We start from the raw sequence: 19,519 nt of genomic DNA, 5'->3' as shown, positions 1-19,519 counted from the left end.
GCCGTCAGCCAGTCACGGACCACGGGGGTTCGTCCTGGTGTCCAAGGGGTGGGTGGCTGAATGCCGACTCCAGCTTTTCTTGCCCGTTGCGCCATTCGCTTGTATCAGGGCCTGACCTCAAACGACTCGCGCCGACTGAGGCTTACACTCCGCTGCCGGATGGCTACGCTCCGCCTGAGTCCCGGTGATCACACCGGGGCACAATCATGGGAGCACACCAGACGAAGGCACGAATCTCGGCCGTGGCGGCAGCTACGGACTGCTGGTGGCGGCTGCCCTCGGCGCGGTGACGAACGCCAGCGTCGCCCAAGCGGACGGGCCTCTGTGCGGTGAGACCAGGGCTGAGGTCGCCGGCACCTACGCCGGCCAGCGCTTCCTTGGCAACGGACAGTTCATTCGTCACGTCCTGACGCTCAATGCCGACGGGACCGGCGGCTACGACCTCAACGACACGGGCAAGGAAGCGCCGGTCGCCTGGAAGATCACCGACTCCTCCCCGACCCTCACCATCAACGCACCAGAAGGAACGTACACGCTCCCGCTGACGCCGAGCTGTGCGGGTGCCAAGGTCAAGCCGGCGACCCTCATCGGCGGGATCAGCGCCGATACCTTCCTCTTCACCCGCTAGAGATCACCAACGGCCGGGAGCCCGTTGCCGAATCGAGCGCGGGTCTGAGGGCTCGCGCACGGGGTTGCGAGTCGGGTGACGTTCCAGCGGTCTGGTCATGACGGCGGGGTCTCCTGGCGGCTCGTGGGTGCGAATCCACGGGCTGCGCCAGGAGACCCCGCCTGCCTCAGCCCGACACGCCCGAGCCCCCGACGCGTCCAACCCGCGACCCGTGCGCGTGACCGCATCGCGCACACACGCGGACCGCGTCGGCCGCACCCGTCGCCCGGGTGTTCACGCACGACCGCGACGCAGCCACCCCCCTCCACTCCCGGCGGAGTATGCGGCGTGCCACTGGTGCCACATGATGACCACCAAGAGCATCGCTGGGGTCTGTGAGCCCGGGCACGAGGGGCACTACACAGAAACTCCTGCCGAGATCGAACCCAGTGCACTCTCATTTCACATCGCGAGTCCCAGGGGTGTTGGGGTCGCCCCCTCTCCAGACGTTTCCGCAGGTCAGGACCCTGCCTGACCTGCGGAAACGATGAGAGACCGGCCTGCGTTTCCGCAGTCGGAGGGGCTCCTACAGGTCGTAGTACAGCTCGAACTCGTGCGGGTGGGGCCGGAGGGCGATCGGGGCGATCTCGTTGGTGCGCTTGAAGTCGATCCAGGTCTCGATCAGGTCCGGGGTGAAGACGTTGCCGGCGAGGAGGTACTCGTGGTCGGCCTCGAGGGCCTCCAGGACGGCGGGGAGGGAGGAGGGCACCTGGGGGACGTTGGCGTGCTCCTCGGGGGCGAGCTCGTAGAGGTCCTTGTCGACGGGCTCGAGCGGCTCGATCTTGTTGCGGATGCCGTCGAGGCCGGCCATCAGCATGGCGGAGAAGGCCAGGTACGGGTTGGAGGACGGGTCCGGGGCGCGGAACTCGATGCGCTTGGCCTTGGCGTTGGAGCCGGTGATCGGGATGCGGATCGCGGCCGAGCGGTTGCGCTGCGAGTAGACGAGGTTGACCGGTGCCTCGAAGCCGGGCACCAGGCGGTGGTAGGAGTTCACCGAGGGGTTGGTGAAGGCCAGCAGCGAGGGGGCGTGCCGGAGCAGGCCGCCGATGTAGTAGCGGGCGGTGTCGGAGAGGCCGGCGTAGCCCTGCTCGTCGTAGAAGAGCGGGGAGCCCTCGGTCCACAGCGACTGGTGGACGTGCATGCCCGAGCCGTTGTCGCCGAAGATCGGCTTCGGCATGAAGGTGGCCGTCTTGCCGTTCCGCCAGGCGACGTTCTTGATGATGTACTTGAACAGCATCAGGTCGTCGGCGGCGTGCAGCAGGGTGTTGAACTTGTAGTTGATCTCAGCCTGGCCGGCGGTGCCGACCTCGTGGTGCTGGCGCTCGACCTCCAGGCCGGACTTGGCCAGTTCCAGGGACATCTCGGCGCGCAGGTCGGCGAAGTGGTCGACCGGCGGGGTGGGGAAGTAGCCGCCCTTGTACTTGACCTTGTAGCCGCGGACGTCGCCCTCGGCGGCGCCGCTGTTCCAGGCGCCGGCCTCCGAGTCGATGTGGTAGAAGGACGCGTTGGCGCTGGTCTCGAACCGCACCGAGTCGAAGACGTAGAACTCGGCCTCGGGCCCGAAGAAGGCGGTGTCGGCGATGCCGGAGGAGGCGAGGTAGGCCTCGGCCTTCTTGGCGACGTTGCGCGGGTCGCGGCTGTAGGCCTCGCCGGTGACCGGGTCCTGGATGAAGAAGTTGATGTTGAGGTGCTTCTCGGCCCGGAAGGGGTCGAGGCGGGCGGTGGCGAGGTCCGCGACGAGGGCCATGTCGGACTCGTGGATGGCCTGGAAGCCGCGGATCGACGAGCCGTCGAACATCAGGGTCTCGGACGGATCGAAGGTCGCCGCAGGGACGGAGAAGTGCTGCATGACGCCCGGCAGGTCACAGAACCGAACGTCGACGAACTTGACGTCGTTGTCCTGGATGAACTGCTTCACTTCGGCGGCGTTGTTGAACATCCATCCTCCTCGGCGTGCGAATTGGGACGGCTCACCCTAGGAATGGGTCGTTTCCAGTCGGTGACCCGCTCGTTTCCTAGATGTTAACCGCGACCGCCGGACGGGTGGCAAAGCCCTACGGGACAGGGCAAATCACCCCGCCGACCTGGGGGGCGTCCGAGAAGTGGTCTGGACCATTGGGTAAGCACGGCGAGCGGGATTCACCCGGTCGTGGCGGAGCCCCGGAGCGACACCCGCCCGACACCCGCCCGGACCCTGACCGGACCCTGACCGCGCCCCGCCCACGCCCCGCCGGGAGGGGAGCCGGTGCCGGTCCGCGGCGTGAGCCCGGTTAGTGTGGATTCGTGGACACCAGAGAAGCGTTGGGATCGTGGATCGACGGCCCCAAGGCGGCCGCCGAGAAGATGGGCGCCGACTTCGGCTACCGCGGCGAGCGCCTCGGACTGCCCAAGGAGGGCCCCGGCTCGATCGCGGGCCCCGGCCGACGGATCGGCGCGCTGTTCGTGGACGGCTGGCTGGTCTCGCTGGTCTCCTTCGGCCTGCTCGCCAAGGGGGACCCGGCCGAGGCCAACCTGTGGACCCTCCCGCTCTTCTTCCTGGTCGCGGTCGTCCTGCTCGCCACCACCGGCACGACGCTCGGCAAGCGACTGTTCGGCCTCCGGGTGGTCCGCCTGGACGGGCGCCGCGCGACCATCCCGCAGGTGCTGCTGCGCACCGTGCTGCTGTGCCTGGTGGTGCCGCCGCTGGTCTGGGACCGCGACACCCGTGGCCTGCACGACAAGGCGGTCGGCACGGTCGAGGTCCGGATCTGACCGGGAGCCCCCACCCAGGCCAGGTCCGCGGCGACCAGAGCCACGGAGGCCAGAACGTCGAACGGCCCCGCCCCGGAGGTTCCGGGGCGGGGCCGTTCCGCTGTCGTCAGGGGAGGGGAGGGTCAGCGGGCCTGGCCGCCCTTGGGCATCCGGGCGCCCTTGGGCATCGGGCCCTTGGGGATCGGCGCCTTGGAGAGCAGGTCGCCCAGCGCGCGCAGGCGGTCGTTGGTCTCGGTGACCTGGGCGGCGGTGATGGCGCGGGGCAGGCGCATCAGGTGGATCTGCAGCTTCTTCAGCGGGATCTCACCCTCGCCGGTGCCCACCACGATGTCGTGCACCGGCACGTCGCCGACCACCCGGGCCATCTTCTTCTTCTCGGAGGCCAGCAGCTGGCGCACCCGGTTCGGGTTGCCCTCGCCGATCAGCGCGATGCCGGCCCGGCCCACGGCGCGGTAGACCGCGTCCTGGTTACGGGTGACCGCGACCGGCGTGGAGTTGGAGCTCCACCCGCGCCGGATGTTGTTCAGCACCGCAGCGACAGCGCCCGGCTGGCCCTCCATCTGCCCGAACGCGGCGCGCTCGGCCCGGCGCCCGAAGACGATCGCCATGGCCAGCACGGCCACGATGAAGCCCAGGATGCCCAGGTAGATCGGATGGTCGATTGCGAAGCCGATGGCGAGGAACACGCCGAAGGTCAGCAGGCCGACGCCGGCGATGATCAGGCCGATCTTGGTGTCGACCTTCTTGGTCATGGTGTACGCCAGGCGGATCTGCTTGAGTCGCCCTGGGTTCTCGGATGTTTCCCTCGCCATAACGCTCATGGTACGTGGCGCGGGTACGGGATATCCAAGCCCGGGTACCCGTTCGCCCGAACCGTGACCCGGGGGACCGCGCACCGTCGCGCACAGCGACGTCGGGGCCTCATCGCCCTACGGAGCGTGCTCCGCCCGCCCCGCGCTCCCCACCGGGGCGTCGTCCCGCCGGTCGGCCGCGTGCTCGCGGTTCTCGCACACCGCCGCCCAGGCGTTGCGGCGCGCGTGCCGCTGTCCGGGTGCCAGCAGGACGCTCTCGGCGAACCGCAGCGCCGCCCCCACCGACCGGATCCGCACCTGCAGCTGCATCCCGAACAGCTCCTCTCACGACTGGTCGTGGCTGAGAAGAATCGAACGCCCATCAGGCGTCCATCGTCCCCACCCCGTGTTACCAGTCCGTGACCAGGCAGTCAAAGCACGGTGAACCATCGGAAGGGCGGAGCCGAAGCCCCGCCCTTCCGATGGTTCACGTGATTCACGCGGTTCGCGTGGCCGAAAGCCGACGTCGACGTCGACGTCGAGGCGCCGACGTCGAGACCGACCTCAAGACCGACCTCGAGACCGACGACGAGGCCGAGGTCAGACCGCGGCCTGCTCGCGCCGCTCCAGCGCCTGCCGGTACAGCCGCCCGGCCCGGTACGAGGAACGCACCAGCGGGCCCGACATGACTCCGGCGAAGCCCAACTCCTCGGCCTCCTCCTGGAGTTCGACGAACTCCTGCGGCTTCACCCAGCGCTCGACCGGGTGGTGGCGCAGCGAGGGGCGCAGGTACTGGGTGATGGTGATCAGCTCGCAGCCGGCCCCGACCAGGTCGGCCAGCGCCTGGCTGACCTCCTCGCGGGTCTCGCCCATGCCCAGGATCAGGTTGGACTTGGTGACCAGCCCGGCCGCGCGGGCCTGGGTGATGACGTCCAGGGAGCGCTCGTAGCGGAAGGCCGGGCGGATCCGCTTGAAGATCCGCGGGACCGTCTCGACGTTGTGCGCGAGCACCTCGGGGCGGGCGGAGAAGACCTCGGCCAGCTGCTCGGGGACGGCGTTGAAGTCGGGGATGAGCAGCTCGACGCCGGTGCGGCCGGCGGCGCGCTCGGCGGTCATCGCGTGCACCTGGCGGACGGTCTCGGCGTACAGCCAGGCGCCGCCGTCCTCCAGGTCGTCGCGGGCGACGCCGGTGATGGTGGCGTAGTTGAGGTCCATGGTGACGATGGACTCGGCGACCCGGCGCGGCTCGTCGCGGTCGAATTCGGCGGGCTTGCCGGTGTCGATCTGGCAGAAGTCGCAGCGGCGGGTGCACTGGTCACCGCCGATGAGGAAGGTCGCCTCGCGGTCCTCCCAGCACTCGAAGATGTTGGGACAGCCGGCCTCCTGGCAGACCGTGTGCAGTCCCTCCTTCTTCACCAGCGACTGGAGGGCGTTGTACTCCGGGCCCATCTTCGCGCGGGTCTTGATCCACTCGGGCTTCCGCTCGATGGGGGTCTCGCTGTTGCGGACCTCCAGGCGGAGCAGCTTCCTGCCGTCGGGCGCGACAGCGGACACGTGCGACTCCTAGAACTAGACGGGGTACCCCCAGGGTACGCCTGTGGTTGTACGGCCTATGCCGGGCCTGCCGCCCTGCAATCGCAGGGCAACACGGCTACCGGCCAGTAGATTCCCCATGAGTGGGAGGGGTTCAGCGGCTGAGCGCCGGCTCCGGCAGCTCGGCGAACACGTCCCGCAGGTGCCGCTCGACCGACGGCACCGCCTCGCCGACCGCGAAGTCGCGCCCCAGCTCGCCGGCCAGCGAGGCGACGCCCGCGTCCCGGATGCCGCACGGCACGATCTTGTCGAAGTACGTCATGTCCGGGTCGCAGTTGAGCGCGAACCCGTGCATGGTCACCCCGCGGGCGACCCGCACGCCGATCGCGGCGAGCTTGCGGTCGCCGCCGCGCTGCCCGGCGTTGGACGGCGCGTACTCGGGGCCGGCCAGGCGCGGGTCGATGCCCAGCGGCAGGCCCATCCGCAGGGTGAGCTTGCCGATGTCCACCACCTCGGACGGGTCCACCACGGCGTCGGGGAGGTTCTCGCCGAGCACCCAGACCCCGCTGCGGCCCTCGACCCGGGTGGTGCCGATGCCGAAGTCGGCGGCGGCGCGGATCAGCGCCTCCTCCAGTCGGCGGACGTACGCGATGACGTCGATCGGGTCGGGCAGCTTGATGATCGGGTAGCCGACCAGCTGGCCGGGGCCGTGCCAGGTGATCTCGCCGCCCCGGTTGACCTCGACCACCGGGGTGCCGTCCAGCGGGAGGTCGGCGGGGTTGGTGCGCTTGCCCATGGTGTAGACGGGCGGGTGCTCCAGCAGCAGCACGGTGTCGGGGATCTCGTCCGCGACCCGAAGCGCGTGCAGTCGCTGCTGCTCCTCCCACGCCTCCTCGTACGGGACGACCTGCTCGCCTATGCCCATTCGAACGAAACGCACGTTCTCGCTCACCGCTGCCGCTCCTTGCCAGGCGTTCGAGACCAACCTCGCCACTGTACGCCCACGCCCGTCGCACCCGTTCGGCCGTCCCGGGTAGGCGCCCCTGGTCAGTCGCTTCCGCCCCCGCTCCCGCCACCGTCGTCGGCCTGGCCCCTGTCTCCGCCCCCGTCTCCGTCCCCGCCTTTGCCCCCGGTCCGGCCCCCGCTCCCGTCGCCGGCGAGCAGCTGGAGCCGCAGGGCCAGTTGCAGCTCCAGCGAGCGCTCCGGGTGGTTCCAGTCCCGTCCGAGCAGCGCCTCGACCCGGTCCAGCCGCTGCACCACCGTGTTCACGTGGACGTGCAGCTCGTCCTTGGCCCGGGTGAGGCTGCCGCCGCAGTCGAAGTAGGCGCGCAGGGTGCGCACCAGCTCGGTGCCGCGCCGGGCGTCGTACCCGAGCAGGGGGCCGAGCGTGGCGCCGACGAAGCCGTCCACGTCGTGGCCGTCGCCGAGCAGCACCCCGAGGAAGCCGAGGGCGCGGGCCGAGGCGCCCTCCCCGGCGCGGCCGAGCACCCGCAGGGCCCGGACGCAGCGCAGGCCCTCGGTGTAGGAGGCGGCCAGCGCGGCCGGGCCGGCGGCGGGGCGGCCGGCCCCGACGGTGACGGCGAAGCCCGCGAGCCGGGCCAGCCGGTCGGCGGCCCGCCGGGCGGTCTCCTCGGGGTCGTCGGTGCTGCCCGGCACGACGGGCACCAGCAGGACGACCGTCTCGCCGTGTTCGGCGCTGACGCCGCGGGAGCCGAAGAGGTAGCGCCGGGCCGCGCCGGCCAGCCGCCCCCGGTCGTCGCTGTCGCGGTCGGCGGGCTCCGCGGTCAGCACCAGGTGCGGCCGGGCGAGGTCGACCCCGAGTCGGCGGCCGCGCGCGGTGAGCCCGGCCGGGTCGCGCTCGGGGGCGGTGAGCAGGTCGGTGAGCAGCTCGCCGCGGACCCGGTTCTCGGTCTCCGCCACCGAGCGGCGCAGCAGCAGGAGCAGCGCCGTCACCACGCCGGCCCGCTCGAACAGCCGCCGGTCGGCGTCGTCGAGGTCGGGCCGGCCGCGCAGCACCAGGGTGCCGAGTGCGTCGTGCCCGGCCAGCGCGGCGCACACCCACAGGTCGCCGTGCCGTACGGACCGGCCCTCGGCGCGGGAGGCGGCCACCGCCCCGGCGAGTTCGGAGGCGGGCCGCCCGGCCAGCGGCTCGCCCTCGGCGTCCAGTACGGCTGTCTCCCCGCCCAGCAGGTGGGCGACGGCGGCGGCGACGTCCGGCACCTCGGCGCCGCGCAGGACCAGGTCGGTGAGCCGGTCGTGGGCCTGCTCGGCGCGCTGGACGGCGGCGGAGTGCGCCCGGACCAGTTCGTTGGCGGCGTTCAGCTCGGCGAGCACGGCCCGGGTGTCGGCCAGCGACTTGGCGGTGTCCAGGGCGATCGCGGCGTGTGCGGCCAGGGTGCAGAGCAGGGCGACCTCGTCGGGGGAGAAGGCGCGCGGCGAGCGGTCGGCGGCGAACAGCACGCCGATGACGTCCCCGCCGAGCAGCAGCGGCACGCCGATGATCGCCACCAGGCCCTCGTCCAGCACCCCGGCGTCGATCGTGCCGGTGTGGTGGAAGCGTTCGTCGGTGCGGTAGTCGGGGGTGGCGTACGGGCGGGCGGTCTGGGCCACCAGCCCGCCCAGGCCGTCGCCGAGGCTGAGCCGCAGGGTCTGGAACAGGACGGAGACTGAGCCGTCGGTGACCCGCATGTAGGTGTCGCCGGCGGCGACGTCCGGCAGGGTCAGGTACGCGGTGTCGGTGCCGAGCAGCATCCGGGCCCGGCGGACGATGGCCTGGAGGACGGCGTCCAGGTCGCGGGAGGCGGCGAGATCCCCGGCGGTGTCGAACAGGGCCGTCAACTCGGCCTCGCGGCGCCGGTGTTGGCGCAGTGTCCGGTGCACCCGGAGGGCCTGCCAGGTGGCGTCGTCGATCTCGGCGAGGACGCCGGCCGGCGCCCCGCGGCGGCGGGCGTCGGCCAGCACCTCGGCGAAGTCCTCGGTGGCGGCGCCGGAGGCGAGCAGGTCGAGCAGCCGGCGCAGCGCGGGCGCGGCGCTCTCGTCGGGGTGGTTCATGGTGCGGGCCGCCAATCGGCGTCGGTTCCGTCGGTGCCGAGAACTCGCGATGCTATCGGCTCAACCCTCAGGTGACAGCGGGCTTTACGGCTGGGGAACCGTCCGCCGAGGGCTCCTCCGCAGGCCGCCGCTCGACCTCCGCGAGGTCCTGCCCCCTGGTCTCCCGCGCGCACAGCACGGCCAGTACGGTGACCGCCGCCGCGATCGCCACGTACACCGAGATCGGTGTGGCACTGCCGTAGTCCTTGAGCAGTGCGGTGGCGATCAGCGGGGCGGGTGCGCCGGCCGCCACCGAGGCGAACTGGGCGCCGATCGAGGCCCCCGAGTAGCGCAGTCGGGTCGCGAACAGCTCGGAGAAGAAGGCCGCCTGCGGCGCGTACATCGCGCTGTGGAACACCAGGCCGACGGTCACGGCGACCACCAGCTGCGCGAAGGACCTGGTGTCCACCATTCCGAAGAACACGAACGCCCAGACCCCGACCCCGGCCGCGCCCACCAGGTACACCGGCTTGCGGCCGACCCGGTCGGACAGCGCGCCGAACAGCGGGATCAGCGCGAACTGGATGGCCGAGGCGATCAGCACGGCGTTCAGCGCGCTCTGCTTGTCGAAGTGGGCGTGGGTGACGGCGTAGGTGAGGACGAAGGTCGTCATCACGTAGTACGAGATGTTCTCCGCCATCCGCGCCCCCATGGCCACCAGCACCTCCCGCCAGTGGTGCCTCAACACCCCCACCAGCGGGGCCGGTTCGGTGGTCGGCCGGTTCCTTACCGCCTGCCGGAACAGCGGCGACTCCTCCACCGCCAGCCGGATCCACATCCCGACCCCGACCAGCACCGCGGACAGCAGGAACGGCACCCGCCACCCCCACGCCAGGAACGCGCTCTCCGACTGCACCGCCGTCATCAGCGACAGCATCCCGGCCGCCAGCAGGTTCCCGGCCGGCGCCCCGCCCTGCGGCCAGGACGCCCAGAACCCGCGCCGCCGCTGGTCCCCGTGCTCCGACACCAGCAGCACCGCCCCGCCCCACTCCCCGCCGAGCGCGAACCCCTGCACCAGCCGCAGCGCGGTCAGCAGCACCGGGGCCGCCATACCGACCGAGTCGTACGTCGGCAGCAGTCCGATCGCCGTCGTCGACCCGCCCATCAGCAGCAGGCTCACCACCAGCAGCTTCTTCCGCCCCACCCGGTCCCCGAAGTGCCCGAACACCAGGGCCCCGATCGGCCGCGCCGCGAACCCGATCGCGTACGTCAGGAACGACAGCAGCGTTCCGGTCAGCGGATCGGTGTTGGGGAAGAACAGCTTCCCGAACACCAGCGCCGCGGCCGTTCCGTACAGGAAGTAGTCGTACCACTCGATCGTCGTGCCGATCAGACTCGCGGCCACCACTCGCGGGAGTGAACTGGTCGCCGTCGAACCACGTGCGGGGGCGTTCATGGGTCACCACTTCCAGGCGGGGGACGATGTCGCCACAAGGTAGGAACCCCACGCCCCGGGGACTATGTGGCTGACCCACATAGTCCCCGGGCAGTCCGTGGAGAGCCGTCCCATGACCGGAGCGCGACGGCCCGCGCCCCGGGGGATGGGGCGCGGGCCGTCGATGCGGGTTCTTCCCCCGCCCCGTCCTCAGTGCGCCGTCCAGGCGCCGTCGATGGGCAGGCTGGCGCCGGTGATGTAGGAGGCGGCGGGGGAGCAGAGCCAGAGGGCGAGTTGGGCGACCTCGGCGGGTTCGATGAGGCGTTTGACGGCGGTGCGGTCGAGCATGATCCGCTCGACCACCTCGTCCTCGGGGATGCCGTGGGCCAGCGCCTGGGCGGCGATCTGCTTCTCCACCAGGGGAGTTCGGACGTACCCGGGGTTGAGGCAGTTGCTGGTGACGCCGTACGGGGCGCCCTCCAGGGCGACGGTCTTGCTGAGGCCCTCCAGGGCGTGCTTGGCGGTGACGTATGCGGACTTGAAGGCGCTGGCGCGCAGGCCGTGGACGGAGGAGATGTTGACGATCCGGCCCCACTCCCGCTCGTACATGTGCGGGAGGGTGCGCCGCAGGATGCGGAACGGGGCCTCGACCATGACGCGTTGGATGAGGGTGAAGCGTTCGACGGGGAACTCGTGCACGGGCGCGACGTGTTGGAGCCCGGCGTTGTTGACCACGATGTCGGCGTCGGCCGGCAGGGCGTCCACGGCCTCGGCGTCGGCGAGGTCCGCGACGATCGCGTGCCCGCCGATCCGGTCCGCGAGCTCCCGGGCCGGGCCGGCCGCGAGGTCGACGACGTAGACCCGGGCGCCGGCCCCGGCGAGGGCTTCAGCGCAGGCCCGGCCGATGCCCGAGGCGGCCCCGCTGACCAGGGCCGTGCGGCCGTCGAGCGGGCGGGCGGTAGAGGTGTCCATGGCAGAGAACGGTAGGAATCCGGCGGCGCGGCTCCCATGTGGCGGACCGACACAGCATCCCGGTGTGTCATGGCGTCGACCACCACCGGCGCCGGTTGACGGTTCGGGCCCGTATGGCCAAACCCATCCTGGCCCCGCTTCCCCACAATGGGCGCGGATGCTTCACCCGTTCGGAGGATTGCTCGGTCAGATCCACCCATAGCGCCCGAATGCTCGCTACATTCACGCCGATTCCCGACAGGGGGCGCCGCCCCGGGCGAGCCGAACTGCTGGTGGAGCCCGGTGCGACGTCCGAGAGGTGTTGACTGACATGCCCCAACGGCCTGCAACCGACAGCCCGGCGTACGGACCGCTCGACCCGCTCGGCCAGCGCCGAGGCCCGGTCGGCCGGGGCCTTCCGGACGCCCCCGACGCCCTGACCGCCGACACGCTGACCGCGGACACCCTGACCGCCGACGCGCTGACCGCCGACGCCCCGACCGCCGACGAACTGCGGCTGCCCGCGCAGGCCACACCCGCCCGGCACGAAGCCACCGCCGCACCCGCCCGGCACGAAGCCACCGCCGCACCCGCCCCCGCGACCACCAGCGGCCACGGCAGCCACACCGGCCACTCCGGCCCGACCCCGCAGAACGGCCAGCTCGCCGCCCTGATCGAGGAGGCCGGCTTCTCGCACGCCGGCCTGGCCCGCCGGGTCGACCAGCTCGGTTTGGAGCACGGCCTCGACCTGCGCTACGACAAGACCTCGGTCACCCGCTGGCTGCGCGGCCAGCAGCCCCGCGGCGCCACCCCGGCGCTGATCGCCGAGGTCTTCACCCGCCGCCTCGGCCGCCGCCTCACCGCCCAGGACCTCGGCCTGGACGCCTGCGCCCCGGTCTACGCGGGCCTGGAGTTCGCCGAGACCCCGCAGGAGGCGGTGGACATCGTGGCGAGCATGTGGCGCAAGGACAACGGCCCGCAGTCCGAACTGCGCCGGATCGCCTTCACCCCGGCCGGCCTGGTCGTCCCCAGCCGGGACTGGCTGATCGGCCGCACCGACGAGCGGGTCGCCCGGGACGGCTCCACCCTGACCCGCCCGGACGCCGCCACCGGCCCGCCGGGCGCCACCCCCACCGCACCGGCGCAGGGCGTCACCAGCGCGCCCGGCGCCCCCGCCGTGAGCCCCGCGCGCACCCAGCCCACCGGCGCCCCGGGCGCTCCCGGCGCCCGCAGCACCGCCGGGACGACCGGCACCGCCGCCACCATCGGCCGGGTGCCCACCCAGAGCCGCCGCCCGCCCGCCGCCGTGGAGCCGCCGTACCCGGACCCGGCCCGCGACGCCCGCCCCACCCTGCGGGTCGGCCGCGGTGACATCGCCGCCATCCGGGCCGTCGGCGACCTCTTCCGGGCGCTCGACCACGCCTATGGCGGCGGCCACGCCCGGCAGGCGCTGGTCCGCTACCTGGAGAGCGAGGCCGAGCCGATGCTGCGCGGCCGCTACGGCGAGCAGATCGGCCGCGCCCTGTTCGGCGCCGTCGCGGACCTGACCAGGCTGGCGGGCTGGACGTCCTTCGACATCGCCGCGCACGGCCTCGCCCAGCGCTACTTCGTCCAGGCGCTGCGCCTCTCCCAGGCCGCCGGGGACCGCGCGCTCGGCGGCTACGTCCTGGTGACGATGAGCCAGCAGGCCGTCCACCTGGGGCACGGCCGGGAGGCCGTCCAGCTCGCCAGGGTCGCCCAGCAGGGCGTCGGCACCGCCGTCCCGCCGGTGGTCCAGTCGCTGATGCACGCCGCCGAGGCGCGCGGGCACGGACTGCTGGGCGACGTCCGGTCCTGCACCACCGCGCTGGTCCGGGCCGAACGCTCGCTCGCGGCCTCCCGGACGGGCGACGAACTGCCCTCCTGGGCACGGTACTTCGACGAGGCCCAGCTCTCCGACGAGTTCGCCCACTGCTACCGCGACCTCCAGCAGTGGCGCACCGCCGCGCAGCACGCCGAGAAGTCGCTGCGGCTGCGTTCACCCGCCTACGCGCGCAGCCGGATCTTCTGCCGGCTGGTGCTGGCCACCGCCCGGCTCGGCATGGGCGACCTCGACGAGGCCTGCACCATGGCCACCGACGCGCTGCGGGCGGCGGGGGAGATGCGCTCGGCCCGCTCGCTGGAGTACGTCCGGGACTTCCACCGCCGCCTCACCCCCTACCGGGGCAGCCAGGTGGCCCGGGCCTTCGAGGAGACGGCCCGCCAGGCGGGCGTGATCTGACCGGGCCAGGTGCGCGAGGGCCGGGAGCTCACCAGCTCTCGGCCCGGACCCTCGGCCGCTCGGCACCGACGGCCGTCGGCGGCCGCACTCCGCCCCGCACCCGCTGCGCCACCAGCGGGAACACCAGCACCGACAGCATCCCGGCGCCCACCAGGGCCGCCGCCGTCGAGGACGGCAGGTGCCCGGCCTCCACCTCGATCGTGGTGATCACCACGACCAGCGGCAGCGCCGTCGCCCCGTACAGCCCGAGCGCCGTACGGTCCCGCCGGCCGAGCCCGGCCGGGGCGAGCAGCGCGGCGGGCACGCCGCGCACGGCGAGGAACAGGAGCAGGAACACCGGGACGAGCAGCAGCGTGCCGGGGTCGTCCAGCAGCGCGTCCAGGTCGAAGTTCATTCCGCTGACCACGAAGAAGATCGGCACCAGGAAGCCGAAGCCGATGCTCTCCAGCTTGGCCTCGATCACCTCCTCCTCGGCCCGCCGGATGTCGGAGAGCAGCAGCCGGGAGACGATCCCGGCGGTGAAGGCGCCGAGCAGCATGTCCAGGTCCAGCCAGAGCGCGGCCGCGACCATCACGGCCAGCACCAGGATCACCGCCCGGATCGCGAACTGTCCGGAGGTGTGCAGGGTGCGCTCGATCAGCTGGGTGGTCCAGGCCGGGCGCGGCCGACGGGCACCGAGGACGGCGACGGCGGTGATCACCGCGAAGGCGCCGAGGATGATCGCGGTCCGGGCGGGGGAGTTGCCGCTGAGCAGCACCGCGATCGCGATGATCGGCCCGAACTCGCCGACCGCACCGGTGGCCATCACCAACGAGCCGAAGGGGGTGGGCAGTTCGCCGGAGTCGCGGAGGATCGGCAGGATCGTGCCGAGCGCGGTGGTGGTGAGCACGAGCCCGGCGAAGGCGCCGTCCCACGGATTCCGGTTGACCAGTGCGCCCACGCCCAGGGCCAGTACGAGCGAGACCAGCCACGCGGTGCCCGCCCGCTTCAACGGGCCGCCGCGCAGCTTGGCGAAGTCGATCTCGTACCCGGCCAGGAACATCAGCATGGCCAGGCCGAACTGGGACAGCGCGTTGACCAGGTCGTCGACGTGGGCCCAGCCGAGGACGTCCGGGCCGATCAGGACGCCGAGCACGATCTCGAACACCACGGTCGGTACGGCGATCCACCGCAGCAGCCGGTCGGCGAGCAGGGGCGCGGCGAGGGCCGCGGCGGGGATCAGGATCAGCGCCACCGGCTGGGCGGTGGCGCTCACGGTGTGGCCGGCCGAACGGTCGGAACCGATGCAATCGTCCGATGAGCTGTCAGAACAGCCAGGCCGGCCAGAACAGCCGGAACAGCCAAAACGGCCAGAACGGTCATGCGAGGCATCCTGGCACGCCGTCGGTCTGTCCCCCCGGCAGACCGCTGGCGTGTCCGTTCTCCCCAGGACCGGTCTCAGGCCGCCACCTCCGCCTCCCGCGCGTCGGCCGGCAACCCGAGGTCGCCCAGCACCGCCCGGGCCGCCCGCCGCCCGGAGACCAGCGCGCCCTGCACGGTGCTGGTGTCCCGGTGGTCCCCGGCGACGTACAGCCCGGCCACCAGCCGCACCGGGCGGCGGGGGTTGTGCGGCGGCGGCATGGCCGGCAGCGCGTCCGGGACGTGCCGCACGCTGAGGAACTGCCAGCCCGCCGTCGGGACGCCGTACAGCTCGGCGAGCCGGGCCCGGACGGCCGGCTCCAGCGTGGCCGGGCCGCCCGCGTCGAAGGAGCGCCGCCCGAGCACGGTGGTGGCGATCAGCGCCTGCCCGGCCGGGGCGTAGGACGGGTGCAGTTCGCTGAGCACCAGCGAGTGCGAGACCAGCGGCGGGTGCCCGTTCGGCCGGTCGGCGTCGAGCAGCAGGACGGCCTCGCCGACCGGGGCGCGGTCGGCCGCGTGGAAGAAGGTGGTGACGGGGTGGAAGTCCGGCAGGCGGAGGCCGGGCAGCAGTTCGGCGGCCGAGCGGGCGTCGGTGGCGACCACCACGGCCTGGGCGCCGATCCGCCCGTGGGCGAGGGTCTCCACGCCGTCGGCGCCGATCGACGTGACCTGCACCCCGGTCCGTACGGTGCCGACGGGCAGCGCGGCGGCCAGCTGGGTGGGCACGGCCGATATCCCGTCGGCGGGCAGACAGAGCCGGCCGCGGACGTAGGAGCGCAGCACCAGGTCGGCGATCCGGCTGCTGGTGCCGAGGGCCGGGTCGCTCAGCAGGGCGCTGAGCAGCGGGCGCAGGAAGCCGTCGACGGTGCGCGGCGCGAGTCCGTGGCCGGCCAGCGCGCGGGCGGCGGTGGTCTCCGGGCGGCTCTGGAGCCGGGCGGCCGGGGTGGTGGCGATCCGGCCGAGCCAGCTGCCGAGCCGGGCCTTGTCCAGCGGGCTGCCGAGCGGGGCCCGGAGGGCGGCCTGCCGGGCGGCGGTGAGCTGCGGGTCCCCGGCGCGGTAGCGGCGGCCGGCGCTGTGCACGAGTACGCCGGGCGCGAGCGGGCGCAGGTCCAGGCGGTCGAGGTCGAGCGCTCGGCGCAGTTCGGGGAAGGCGGTGTTCAGTAGGTGGCTGCCGTCGTCGAGGCGGAAGCCGTCCAGCTCGCGGGTGGCCATCCGGCCGCCGATCCGGTCGGTGGCCTCCAGGACCTGGACGGTGAGGCCGTGGCCGGTGAGTGCGCGGGCGGCGGCCAGGCCCGCGAGTCCGGCGCCGACCACGACGACGTCCGGGTCGGACGGGCGACGGGCGCGGCGGGTGAAGTCGTACGTGGGCACTGGAGTGCTCCCTCCCTGGTCCCGGGGCTCCGGCCGACGCAGGCAGCGGGGTGCCGGGACACGGTCCGAGGAAGGTGATGCCCAGTCAGTGTGAGCATCAGACAAGTGCGATGGACCGGATGCGGGGCTCGGGAGGGGTGGTGTGGCCCCGGGTGGGGGCGCGGTCACGGACTGTGCGCCGTGGCGCCCGGGTTCCGGGGTCGGCGGGCGCGCACGGTCACCGGGGGCGTGCGACGCGCCCGTCATGTGCTCCCGTGCGCCCCCTCCCGGAGCCCCGTCCGACCCCCGCCCGGCATATGCCCCTGGCCAGGGCGAATGCCGTACGGGGATTACGCAGAACGGACCGTCGCACCGCCGCCCGCGGAGTCGCCCCGCCACCACGGCGAGGCTTCACACCGCCGCCCGCGGAGTCGCCCCGCCACCACCGCGAGCCGCCCGCGGAGCCGCCCGCGGGGCCGCGCCGGAGTCCTCGCGAGGCCTCAGACCGCCGCCCGCACCGCCGAGTCCAGGTCCGGGTGCGCGAACCGGAACCCCGCGTCCAGCAGTCGCCGCGGCACCACCCGGTGGCTGCCGACCACCTCGACCGCCAGCTCCCCGAGCACCACCTTGAGCACCGCCTCCGGCACCGGGAACGGTGTCGGCCGCCCCAGCGCCCGCCCGAGCGCCGCGGTCAGCTCGGCGTTGGTGGCCGGCTCCGGCGCGGTGAGGTTGAAGGCGCCGGAGAGGTCGTCCCGGTCGATCAGGAACCGCAGCGCGGCCACCTCGTCGGCCAGCGAGATGTAGCTCCAGTACTGCTTCCCGCTGCCGAGCCGCCCGCCCAGGCCCAGCTTGAACAGCGGGAACAGCCGCCCGCCCGCACCGCCCGCGGCGGAGAGCACCATTCCGGTGCGCGGGTGGACGACCCGGATCCCGGCCCGCTCGGCCGGCCGCGCGGCCGCCTCCCACTCCAGGCACACCTCGGCCAGGAAGTCGTCCCCGGCGGGGGAGTCCTCGTCGATCACCTGGTCGCCGGTCTGCCCGTACCAGCCGACCGCGGAGGCGCTGACCAGGACCTTCGGCGGCTCCTTGAGCTCGGCCAGCGCGACGGCCAGCGTCTCGGTGCCGTACACCCGGCTCTCCCTGATCTCCCGCTTGTAGGAGTCCGTCCAGCGGCGGTCACCGACCCCGGCACCGGCCAGGTGCGCCACCGCCTCGACCCCGGCGAGCCCGGCCCGGTCGACCTCGCCGAGCAGCGGGTTCCAGCCGATCGCGGTGCTGCCGTCGGGCTGTGGCCCGGTCCTGGAGCGGTGCCGGACGAGCCGGACCACGTCATGGCCGTCCGCCAGCAGGGAGCGGACGAGCGCCGAACCGATCAATCCCGTGGAGCCTGTGACAGCGATGCGCATGGGCTCATCCTCGCAGTTCTTATCCACTGTCACCTTTCGCACGCGCCCCATTAGCATCAGCCGGCATGACCCGTGATGACGATCCGACCATCCGTCTGGCCCGCTCCGAGGACGAGCGCGGACTCGCCGCGCTCAACCGGGCCACCTGGTCCACCCTGTCCGACGTCTCCGCGGAGCCGCCCGCGGAGGAGGGCGTCTTCGACGAGCGGCACACCCCCGACCAGTACCTGCTCGCCGTGCTGGACGGCAGGATCGTCGGCTACGTCCGCCAGGTCCCGGCGACGCCGCTGGCCGTCAACCGGCACGTCCGGCAGATCCAGGGCCTGGCCGTCGACGACACGGTGCGCGGCCGGGGCATCGGCCGCCGGCTGGTCGAGGCCGCCTGCGCGGCGGCCCGGGCCGACGGCGCCCTCAAGATGACCCTCCGGGTGCTCGGCTGGAACGCCCCGGCCCGCCGGCTGTACGAGAGCTGCGGCTTCGCGGTCGAGGGCGTGCTGGCCGAGGAGTTCCTGATCGACGGGCGCTTCGTGGACGACGTCTGGATGGCCCGCCGGCTCGCCGACTGAACCCGTCCCGAGGGATGACGATCCGTCAGGCCGGGTGCTGCAGAGTCGTGACGTACCTGCCCTGTCTGCACCGCCACCCCGCCGGGTACCGTACGCCCGTGAGCAACTCGACGCCTCCCGGGTGGTACCCGGTCCCCGGTGCGGACGGCACCCCCGGTCACGAGCGCTGGTGGGACGGCAACGCCTGGACCAGCGAGGTCCGGCCGCTCCAGGGCGGCGCCGGACAGCTCGCCGACGCCCCGACCCAGCACTGGCAGCCCGCCACCCCGCCGCAGCCCGGTTACGGCTACCCGGCGCAGGGCGGCCCGGCCGCCCCCGGCTACGGCTACCCGGTCCAGGACGCGTCCCAGAACCCCGGCTACGGCTACCCCGGCCAGACGCCGTACCCGGGCCAGGCGCCCTACCCCGGCCAGGAGGCCTACCCGGGCGCGGCCTACGGCTACCCGCCGCCGGCCGGTCCCGGGAAGAACCGGACCGGTGTGATCGTCGGCGTCTCGGTCGCCGTACTGGCCGTCGGCGGGATCATCACCGGGATCGTGGTCAACAGCGGCGGGGACACCAAGGCGGACCCGACCCCCAACCCCACGGTGACGGTCACCCGGAGCGGCAGCCCGTCGCCCATCCCGACCCCGCCCCGGCCCACGCCCAAGCCCGTCCCGACCCTCAAGAGCACCGTCCCGGACCCGCAGCACGCGATCACCGTCCCGGTGTACGACGGCTGGGACGCGGCGGCCAACTCCACGCACTCCACGGTCTACCTCGGCAGCGGCCGCTACACCTGCGCCGACGGCAACTCCTGCATCCGCGGCCAGTTCTCGATCGAGAAGGACACCGTCCAGGGCGACACCCCCAAGGCGGCCTCCGACGCCGCCATGCCGGCCTACGCCGGGACGATCTTCACCGGGATCACCTCGCACACCGACTCCGGCTCCGGCTACGTCACCGTCGCCGGCGTGCTCGGCTACGCCACCCGCTGGCACGTCCGCACCTCGGACGGCACCCAGGGCTACGTCCTGCTGGCCGCCGTCCCGGCCAAGGGCGGCGGCTACGTCGTCTTCGAGGGCGGCGTCGACGACGACCCGGCCGCCCCGGACGCCGGGGTGCTGGACCAGATCCTCAAGGGCATCAAGCAGGACGGCACCGCCGCCACCCCCGGCGGCAGCACCTGACCGTCGGGAGCTGCGGCAGGATCCGTTGGGGCCTGTCCGGCCCTAGGGTCCGTATTCGGTTGTGATCAATTTGCGGGTTTCGCCCTCGCGGTTGCCCCTGATCCGGTAGACCGTGGTGCGTGACCCGTGTGCAACTGACCGACAGTGAGTGGGAGTTCATCGAGCCGTACTTGCCGATCGGCGAGTACGGCCCCTACCCCGAACGGCTGCGC

16 protein-coding genes are annotated in these 19,519 nt (G+C 72.9%); 5 read left to right on the top strand and 11 right to left on the bottom strand.

The genetic code is table 11. The annotated features are described in order from the left end of the window. The first annotated feature begins 184 nt into the window (after positions 1-184). Positions 185-628 (top strand): hypothetical protein, encoded by a 444-nt coding sequence (locus ACZ47G_RS11810; protein WP_465741505.1) that lies wholly within the window; start codon positions 185-187, stop codon positions 626-628. A gap of 565 nt (positions 629-1,193) precedes the next feature. Here the strand turns inward: ACZ47G_RS11810 and glnA are convergent. Beyond that, positions 1,194-2,606 carry a type I glutamate--ammonia ligase gene (glnA, locus tag ACZ47G_RS11805; protein WP_350515858.1) on the bottom strand — a complete coding sequence of 471 codons (1,413 nt, stop codon included), beginning with the start codon at positions 2,604-2,606 and terminating at the stop codon, positions 1,194-1,196. A gap of 344 nt (positions 2,607-2,950) precedes the next feature. Between glnA and ACZ47G_RS11800 the strand changes: the two genes are divergently transcribed. Next, the gene (locus ACZ47G_RS11800) at positions 2,951-3,418 is read left to right on the top strand and encodes an RDD family protein (RefSeq protein ID WP_465741503.1); all 468 of its coding nucleotides are present in this window, start codon (positions 2,951-2,953) and stop codon (positions 3,416-3,418) included. Between the two features lie 122 nt (positions 3,419-3,540). Here ACZ47G_RS11800 and ACZ47G_RS11795 read toward each other — a convergent pair whose 3' ends face one another. From ACZ47G_RS11795 to ACZ47G_RS11765, 7 genes are all read right to left on the bottom strand, one after another. Beyond that, positions 3,541-4,230 carry a DUF4191 domain-containing protein gene (locus ACZ47G_RS11795; RefSeq protein WP_380455791.1) on the bottom strand — a complete coding sequence of 230 codons (690 nt, stop codon included), beginning with the start codon at positions 4,228-4,230 and terminating at the stop codon, positions 3,541-3,543. A 117-nt stretch (positions 4,231-4,347) separates the two neighbouring features. Next, positions 4,348-4,539, bottom strand: a complete 192-nt coding sequence (locus ACZ47G_RS11790) for an SCO2195 family GlnR-regulated protein (RefSeq protein ID WP_465741501.1) — start codon at positions 4,537-4,539, stop codon at positions 4,348-4,350. 270 nt (positions 4,540-4,809) lie between these two features. Further along, complete coding sequence (gene lipA / locus ACZ47G_RS11785) at positions 4,810-5,763, bottom strand: lipoyl synthase (RefSeq protein WP_380455787.1); 954 nt, start codon at positions 5,761-5,763, stop codon at positions 4,810-4,812. Positions 5,764-5,896: 133 nt separating this feature from the next. Further along, positions 5,897-6,667: a lipoyl(octanoyl) transferase LipB gene (gene lipB, locus ACZ47G_RS11780; RefSeq protein ID WP_465742070.1), complete on the bottom strand. Its 771-nt coding sequence runs from the start codon at positions 6,665-6,667 to the stop codon at positions 5,897-5,899. Positions 6,668-6,789: 122 nt separating this feature from the next. Further along, positions 6,790-8,793 (bottom strand): helix-turn-helix domain-containing protein, encoded by a 2,004-nt coding sequence (locus ACZ47G_RS11775; protein ID WP_465741499.1) that lies wholly within the window; start codon positions 8,791-8,793, stop codon positions 6,790-6,792. A 67-nt stretch (positions 8,794-8,860) separates the two neighbouring features. After that, a complete protein-coding gene (locus ACZ47G_RS11770; protein ID WP_465741497.1) occupies positions 8,861-10,228 on the bottom strand; it encodes an MFS transporter in 1,368 nt (455 codons plus the stop codon). Between the two features lie 189 nt (positions 10,229-10,417). After that, entirely contained in the window at positions 10,418-11,179 is a 762-nt protein-coding gene (locus ACZ47G_RS11765) for a 3-hydroxybutyrate dehydrogenase (RefSeq protein WP_465741495.1), read from the bottom strand. A gap of 310 nt (positions 11,180-11,489) precedes the next feature. Here ACZ47G_RS11765 and ACZ47G_RS11760 point away from each other — a divergent pair, with 310 nt between their 5' ends. Then, complete coding sequence (locus ACZ47G_RS11760) at positions 11,490-13,418, top strand: regulator (protein ID WP_465741493.1); 1,929 nt, start codon at positions 11,490-11,492, stop codon at positions 13,416-13,418. Positions 13,419-13,446: 28 nt separating this feature from the next. On the opposite strand, the gene ACZ47G_RS11755 is transcribed toward ACZ47G_RS11760, so the two are convergent. From ACZ47G_RS11755 to ACZ47G_RS11745, 3 genes are all read right to left on the bottom strand, one after another. Then, entirely contained in the window at positions 13,447-14,673 is a 1,227-nt protein-coding gene (locus ACZ47G_RS11755) for a cation:proton antiporter (protein WP_465741491.1), read from the bottom strand. 182 nt (positions 14,674-14,855) lie between these two features. Beyond that, positions 14,856-16,187 (bottom strand): NAD(P)/FAD-dependent oxidoreductase, encoded by a 1,332-nt coding sequence (locus tag ACZ47G_RS11750; protein ID WP_465741489.1) that lies wholly within the window; start codon positions 16,185-16,187, stop codon positions 14,856-14,858. 479 nt (positions 16,188-16,666) lie between these two features. Continuing rightward, the gene (locus tag ACZ47G_RS11745) at positions 16,667-17,572 is read right to left on the bottom strand and encodes a TIGR01777 family oxidoreductase (protein ID WP_465741487.1); all 906 of its coding nucleotides are present in this window, start codon (positions 17,570-17,572) and stop codon (positions 16,667-16,669) included. Between the two features lie 65 nt (positions 17,573-17,637). Here ACZ47G_RS11745 and ACZ47G_RS11740 point away from each other — a divergent pair, with 65 nt between their 5' ends. Both ACZ47G_RS11740 and ACZ47G_RS11735 read left to right on the top strand, forming a co-directional pair. After that, positions 17,638-18,138, top strand: a complete 501-nt coding sequence (locus tag ACZ47G_RS11740) for a GNAT family N-acetyltransferase (RefSeq protein ID WP_465741485.1) — start codon at positions 17,638-17,640, stop codon at positions 18,136-18,138. A 98-nt stretch (positions 18,139-18,236) separates the two neighbouring features. Then, the gene (locus tag ACZ47G_RS11735; RefSeq protein ID WP_465741483.1) at positions 18,237-19,307 is read left to right on the top strand and encodes a DUF2510 domain-containing protein; all 1,071 of its coding nucleotides are present in this window, start codon (positions 18,237-18,239) and stop codon (positions 19,305-19,307) included. Positions 19,308-19,519: the final 212 nt, after the last annotated feature.

It is taken from the genome of Kitasatospora sp. NPDC030952 (genome assembly GCF_055571335.1).
Note: the sequence above shows the minus strand (reverse complement) of the source record. Positions and strands in the feature narration are given on the sequence as shown.

Excerpts from the sequence above, each read along its gene's own strand:
- ACZ47G_RS11775 (WP_465741499.1), bottom strand. The coding sequence starts at position 8,793 with ATGAACCACCCCGACGAGAGCGCCGCGCCCGCGCTGCGCCGGCTGCTC.
- ACZ47G_RS11745 (WP_465741487.1), bottom strand. The coding sequence starts at position 17,572 with ATGCGCATCGCTGTCACAGGCTCCACGGGATTGATCGGTTCGGCGCTC.
- ACZ47G_RS11770 (WP_465741497.1), bottom strand. The coding sequence starts at position 10,228 with ATGAACGCCCCCGCACGTGGTTCGACGGCGACCAGTTCACTCCCGCGA.
- ACZ47G_RS11760 (WP_465741493.1), top strand. The coding sequence starts at position 11,490 with ATGCCCCAACGGCCTGCAACCGACAGCCCGGCGTACGGACCGCTCGAC.
- lipB (WP_465742070.1), bottom strand. The coding sequence starts at position 6,667 with ATGGGCATAGGCGAGCAGGTCGTCCCGTACGAGGAGGCGTGGGAGGAG.
- ACZ47G_RS11795 (WP_380455791.1), bottom strand. The coding sequence starts at position 4,230 with ATGGCGAGGGAAACATCCGAGAACCCAGGGCGACTCAAGCAGATCCGC.
- glnA (WP_350515858.1), bottom strand. The coding sequence starts at position 2,606 with ATGTTCAACAACGCCGCCGAAGTGAAGCAGTTCATCCAGGACAACGAC.
- ACZ47G_RS11765 (WP_465741495.1), bottom strand. The coding sequence starts at position 11,179 with ATGGACACCTCTACCGCCCGCCCGCTCGACGGCCGCACGGCCCTGGTC.
- ACZ47G_RS11740 (WP_465741485.1), top strand. The coding sequence starts at position 17,638 with ATGACCCGTGATGACGATCCGACCATCCGTCTGGCCCGCTCCGAGGAC.
- ACZ47G_RS11790 (WP_465741501.1), bottom strand. The coding sequence starts at position 4,539 with ATGCAGCTGCAGGTGCGGATCCGGTCGGTGGGGGCGGCGCTGCGGTTC.